Here is a 6,334-nt window from a genome sequence, read left to right as displayed (position 1 = left end):
AACTGGCGCACACCAATCGAGATCTTCCTGCTTAATTTACGTCATTAAATTCGTTCAAGTTATTTCTTGCAATCTGCATAAAGTAAAAAAGAGACAACGTATCCCTTCATTTGTAACATATAACAAAAAAGATCTATGGTAACTCACCATAGATCTTAAAATTTAATTATTAAAGTTGATCTTAGTACCAACCATGTGATTGCCAGAAGGACTGAGCAGCAGACCAAGAACCGTAACGGCTGGCAACATATTGGTCAGCGACCCGTTCTTGGTTAGCAGCAGAGTAGTCACCGTTCAGGTAAGCTGCAGATAATTGGTACTTACCAACGTATTGACCGTTCCGGGCAGTGTAACTACCACCAGATTCACGAGCAGCAATCCAAGCCTTAGCGGCAGCATCATTACCAGCAACATTGGAAGTGTAACTAGTGTTAGTTGCAGCAGCGTTTACAGTTTGCGTAGTTGCACTAGCCGTATGTTGTTGAGCGGCTGAAGGTTGTGCTTGTTGGGCACTAGTAGCAACTGCCTGAGTAGCAGCTGATTGACTAGTAGCCTGGCTAGCTGTAGCAGTTGCCTGACTAGCAGCGCTTTGTGTAGCTGCTGAAGTTTGGGCAGCAGATGCTGATGCTGGAGTTGCGCTAGGCAGGGTAGCAGCTTGTGATTGGGTAGCAGGAGCAACTTCACCGTTGTCCTTGATAACCAGCTTTTGGCCAACATAGATCAAGTCCTTGTTAGCAATCTGGTTAGAAGATGCCAGGGTGTCAACAAAGCTCAGGTCATGGCCGAACTTGTAGGAGATTCCTGATAAAGTATCACCACTTTGCACCGTGTAAATTGAGTCGGCGTTAGCAGTAGTGGCAGTTGCAATGGTTCCCAGCGCAACGGCACCAGCAACAGCAGCAGTAATTTTAGCGATGTGTTTAGATAACTTCATAAAGATTCAATCCCATCCTTTTCAGTTCTCTTTGTTTTAATATTTTTTATTATCTTAGTTAGAATGTTGATCGCTCATATCAATCAACGGTTTATACTATACACTCCGTAAATTACAGGCGAGTTACCCAGGAATAACAAATTCCCGGATTAACGTAATAACTTGTAACAATCTCCGTAATATTTACTGATTTTTTAGCAGTAATCGTCGTCATGACGGGAGTTTATCCGACCTCCGTTTATCCAGGCAATTTGTAATATAAGCAACAAAAAAGAAGCCAATTTAACTATTTGAAAGGTTAAATTGGCTTCTCTTTCCGGAAAAACGGCGGTTTTGTAACAAGCACGTAACATGCTTTAGGCCCGCTCAAACTTATTTTTTAGCCAACTGGCGGCCGGAAGCAGGTCGTTAAACGCACTATCCGGGGCCAGCCGCTTCACTTCTTCCGCAATATCCAATGGTTCACCGGAGCCGACCTTGAAGTGGTCAAGCTTGAGATCCGCCGGCGTTGCTGATTGGCCCCAAACATACAGGCGACCAGTCGTCCCTTGACCATAACCGTCGAGTACCGGCCGGCATTCCTGGTGCGCACCCGCCGGTACCTGCAGGGCCACATCTGCGGTCCATTTAGTCTGCTGACCATCGAGGAAGCTGTACAGGCTGGTGGCAACATCTGTCGCACTTGACTGGCCATACGCGAGGTGGAACTGCGACCCCTGCGCCTGGTAGACATGCACCGCCTGCAGGGCCCGCTGACCGGCAAAGTGGTTAAACTGCCGGTAAGTAACGGTTGCCCCAGTCCCCACCAGGATTTCGGTCCCTGCATATACCGATCCTGGGTTCGTCAATTGGGCCGTTTCCTGGATTGTTACCTGACTGCCGGCCCCCACAATGAACACGTTATGCGGGTTCTCCCCGGTCATTGTCGGTGCCAGTTCAATCGGTGCCGTCAGGGCAGTCCCATCTGGCACGTAGATAAACTGGCCGCCATCAATCCTGGAAAGGTGGGCGGCGTTCAGCTGGCCGTCCTGCCAAAAGATGGCCTTTTCCATCAGGTTCTCCTGCAGCATCTCGGAGTATTCGTTAACCGCCTGACTGAGCGGTTGGGCAACGTAATCGCCGTCGTGACTGACCAGCCCCGTGGACTGCCCAGCCCTGCGCTGCTCCCCCTGCCAGGAACCGAGCCAGTCATCCTGATCGTCCTGCTTTGGGAAACGAGCACGTAACATCGTGGCCAGTTGTCGTTTTTTCTGCAACCAACCAGGTTCCTGCTGCCAAATTGCACTGTTTAGTTCTGCCATTGTCTTCTCCCTTAATGAACGAGCTTATCCCAGATAACAACCTTACCGGCCGCCAGCGACTTAGGAACATCGATAATCCGCTGGTTGGAGCTCCCCCGGAATTGAAGGGTCAGGTCCTTCTTGGCCAGCAGGAAGCGGCCATCAACCAGGATATCCAGGTTGTGCAAAAGTTCCTGCTTGTCCGCCGATTCTTTCTGCAGCTCCTCCCAGGTGTAACCGGACCAGCCCCAAATGTCTTTGGTGTGGCCGAATTCCTTGCGCAGGCGGTGAACCAGCTTCAAGCAGACCTGGGTATTCAAGAAGGGCTCCCCGCCCAGCAGGGTCAGGCCTTGAACATAGCTTTGGGAAAGGTCCTCCATAATCTGGTCTTCCAGCTCCTTCGTGTACGGTTGCCCATAGTGGAAGTTCTGGGCCGCCTTGTTATAACAACCGGGGCAGTTGAAAAGGCAGCCGCTGACGTAGATGCTGCAGCGGACCCCTTCCCCATCGACAAAGTTAAAGGGTTTGTAATCGGCAATGTACTGCAGGGAGTGGTCCTTAGCCAGCCACTCCTTTGGCTTAGGATTATTTGGCAATCGGGTTGCTCGTTCTTTTGGCATTTTTCTCTTTTCCTCCTATATAAAAAGGGACCGCAATGGTGACGGTCCCTCTATCAGCGTTTTAAATCTGGTCACCGGTGATGTCGGCGTGCGCCTTGGCATCCATCTGCCGGTTCTTTTCGAATTCAGCTGCGTTGGCGATCATTCCCGGATTCATGTGCTTAACCCGGTGAATGATTTCCTCATGCCGACCATGAACCATTGGCCGTTGCTGAGGGTTACCGAGGTAGCCGCAGGTCCGCTTGACCACGTCACAAGTTGCGGGATCATGGTTACCGCATTGTGGGCACTTGAAGCCGCGGGCCGTGGCCTCAAACTCACCCTTGAAACCGCACTTGAAGCACTGATCAATGGCGGTGTTGGTGCCGAGGTAGCCGACGTGATCGTAAGCCCAATCCCAAACGGCTTCCAGGGCCTTCGGGTTTTGCCGCAGGTTCGGGTATTCGCAGTAGTGGATGAAGCCACCGGCCGCCTGGTAAGGGAAGTCCTCCTCAAAGGAAAGCTTCTCAAACGGGGTTGGGTGCTTCCGAACGTCGTAGTGGAAACTGTTCGTGTAGTATTCCTTATCCGTGATGTTTTCAATCCGGCCAAACTTCTTGATATCGTCCTGGCAGAAGGTATCCGTCAGTGATTCGGCGGGAGTGGAGTAAAGGCTGAAGTGGTAGCCTTCCTCGTCTTCCCACTTGGCACAGAGGTCGTGCATGGCCTTGGTAATTGAAACGGCGAAGTCATGGGCTTCCTTGTTGTGTTCCCAGTTTGGACCGTAGAAAGTCGTGCAGACTTCATAGAGGCCGATGTAACCCAGGGAAACCGTGGCCCGGCTATTCTTGAAGACCTCGTCAACACTGTCGGTCTTCTTCAGACGCTTGCCGAATGCACCGTACATGTAAAGCAGTGGCGCATTCTCCGGCTTGGCTTCCTTGGTCCGCTTGATCCGGTAATCCAGGGCGATCTTGCAGATGCGCATCTTTTCCTTAAAGATCTGCCAGAAAAGCTGTTTGTCCCCGTGTGCTTCCAGGGCGATCCGTGGCAGGTTGACGGTCACTACCCCGAGGTTCATCCGGCCGGAGTTGACCTCCTTACCAGTTTCAGGGTCTTTCCACCCCTGCAGGAAGGAACGGCAGCCCATTGGTGTCTTGAAGCTCCCCGTGATCTCCTTGATCTTGTCGTACATCAACAGGTCTGGGTACATCCGCTTAGTGGAGCATTCCAGGGCCAGTTGCTTGATGTCGTAATTCGGGTCACCAGGGTTGAGGTTTAAGCCCCGCTTGAGGGTAAAGATCAGCTTAGGGAAGATTGCCGTCCGGTGTTCCTTCCCCAGACCCTTGATCCGGATTTGAAGGATAGCCCGTTGAATCTCCCGCGCAATCCAGCTGGTTCCCAGGCCAAAGTTGACGGTTGTGAATGGGGTTTGGCCCTGACTGGAGTAGAGGGTGTTGATCTCGTATTCCAGTGCCTGCATAGCATCATAGATGTCCTTCTTGGTCTTAGCCCGTGCAAAGTCTTCGCGCTTGTCGGGAGCAATCCACTTCTCAGCGTCCTTCATGTGCTTCTCGTAGTTCAGCTTAGCGTAAGGCTCCAGCAATTGGTCAATCCGGTTAGCTGAGCAACCGCCGTACTGCAGGGAAGCCACATTGGCGATGATCTGGGACATCTGAGCCGTGGCAGTCTGAATGGAACGCGGTGAGGAGACCCAAGCATTTCCGATCTTGAAGCCGTGCTTGAACATCTCATCGAAGTCGATCAAGCAGCAGTTGGTTTCTGGAGTGACTGGTGAGTAATCCAGGTCGTGCCAGTGAATATCACCACGCAGGTGCGCCTTAGCGACGATCCCGGGAAGCATCCGCAAGCCCAGGGCCCGGCTGACAACCCCCGCTTCAAGGTCCCGCTGGGTATTGAAGACCTTGCTATCCTTGTTGGCGTTCTCGTGAACCACCCGGGAGTTCCGGTCAAAGAGCTGCTCAAGCTTGTGTTGCGGATTAGTGGCCTCGGCAAAGGCTTCCTCATCACGCCGCCGGTAGTCTTGGTAGATCTTAGCCAGTTCTGGGTGATCTGCCTTCTTAAGGCCCGCTACGAACAATTCGGCAATCCGGGAAGCCTCAACTGATGACTCGTTGCTTAATGCATCAACGAGGGTCAGGGCTACCATCTGCCGGGTTGCCTCGTCAGCGTGCAGTTCCTTTAGAACAAGTTCAATCTTGTAAGCATAGAAGTCGGTTACGGTTCCATCACGTTTAACAACCTTTAAGTTGGTCAGGTTGTTCAAGTCTTTTTCATTAATTATTTGTACCTTCATACAAATTCCACCTCTCAAGTTAACGGTGCTTATCATAGCGCAAAATACTATCCATAGAAAGTATTGACATTTCCACCCCTATATGTTGTGGAAAAATTATGGGTGTATTTATGCACCTAATCGTTAATTTGAAAAGGCTTTTTTAGCAAACCGCAAAATTTGCAAAGCTTGCTATCATGGTATTTGGGTTATTTATTCTGCAATTCGCTATTATTCATCAGTGACTCTTCTTTATCAAAAGATAAAATTTGCTTCTTTAATTAATGTATGATGATCTGATCATATCTGCTTTTGGTCAAACGGTTTACGAAAAATGCTATTTTGAAAATTATCAAAATTACTATTGATGACCTGAACATTGCCTTATGATACACAAATAACATACAAGTGAGTATTGCTAATCATAAGGTCTAAAGAAAAAACTGCAAGGCTTGGATATTAATTACAGCAAGTGATCGTCTGTAGTATCGTGACATGTACCCTTTTCCTAGACTAACTTCCTATCGTGGCAATGATTGGTTCTAGTTAATTTCATCCTGATGAGCGTTCACCCAAGCAATGCCCTTAGTCAAGTTGATCCTTGTAGGATGGCCTCGCCTGGTATTTAAGTTGATTACCCAAGACTTAAACTCGGGCCGCGTCAGGATGAACATCCGAACCCATTCCTTGCCTTTCATAACAGGCAGCTCAGATATAAATTCCTTGATTCCTACCCAGTTGTCATACTTAGGCTGCTTAGGTACTAGGTCATACTTCTGTTTAATTATGTCCAGTACCTTAGCAGCAATCAACTGATAGTCTTTCTCGTCTAATTGTACCTGCATTTGACTATTTCCTTTCTACCGTCCCAGACTCATTTTATATTGAAAAAAAGTAAGCAGCTTTTCCAGCTTCATCGTAACCGCAGGGCGTGGTATAAAACTAATTTATTGACTGATGCTTCTTTGTTTTTGAAAACCGGTGTCATAATGTCGTGTTTTTCTTCCATTAAAAATGCCTCCCGTACTAAAGACAACTTTAGTACGGGAGGCTGTAGCGGGATTGCCTAGACGTATCGTTATTGACTGCTTACACTCAAAAACTGATGCACAAATGATGTACAACTCGTGATGATCCCTTAAAAATTGCGGTTCTATGATATTCGGTAAGGATAAGATGAATTCTTATCTTTATCGTTTTTTGTTACTTGCTGTACCATTGATTT

At 48.8% G+C, this 6,334-nt stretch carries 5 protein-coding genes; all 5 read right to left on the bottom strand.

Annotated features, from left to right (window positions below):
* Positions 1-181 precede the first annotated feature (181 nt).
* Positions 182-934: an aggregation-promoting factor gene (apf, locus tag QOS10_RS08770; protein WP_283595102.1), complete on the bottom strand. Its 753-nt coding sequence runs from the start codon at positions 932-934 to the stop codon at positions 182-184.
* A gap of 356 nt (positions 935-1,290) precedes the next feature.
* Entirely contained in the window at positions 1,291-2,235 is a 945-nt protein-coding gene (locus QOS10_RS08765; RefSeq protein WP_283595101.1) for a SufD family Fe-S cluster assembly protein, read from the bottom strand.
* 11 nt (positions 2,236-2,246) lie between these two features.
* The gene (gene nrdG, locus QOS10_RS08760; RefSeq protein WP_283595100.1) at positions 2,247-2,834 is read right to left on the bottom strand and encodes an anaerobic ribonucleoside-triphosphate reductase activating protein; all 588 of its coding nucleotides are present in this window, start codon (positions 2,832-2,834) and stop codon (positions 2,247-2,249) included.
* Between the two features lie 61 nt (positions 2,835-2,895).
* Complete coding sequence (gene nrdD, locus QOS10_RS08755; protein ID WP_283595099.1) at positions 2,896-5,130, bottom strand: anaerobic ribonucleoside-triphosphate reductase; 2,235 nt, start codon at positions 5,128-5,130, stop codon at positions 2,896-2,898.
* A gap of 521 nt (positions 5,131-5,651) precedes the next feature.
* Positions 5,652-5,954 carry a hypothetical protein gene (locus tag QOS10_RS08750; RefSeq protein ID WP_283595098.1) on the bottom strand — a complete coding sequence of 101 codons (303 nt, stop codon included), beginning with the start codon at positions 5,952-5,954 and terminating at the stop codon, positions 5,652-5,654.
* Positions 5,955-6,334 lie beyond the last annotated feature (380 nt).

Origin of the sequence: Limosilactobacillus galli (genome assembly GCF_947381495.1) — a bacterium.
Lineage (GTDB): Bacteria > Bacillota > Bacilli > Lactobacillales > Lactobacillaceae > Limosilactobacillus > Limosilactobacillus galli.
This window is presented reverse-complemented; position numbering and strand designations above follow the sequence as displayed.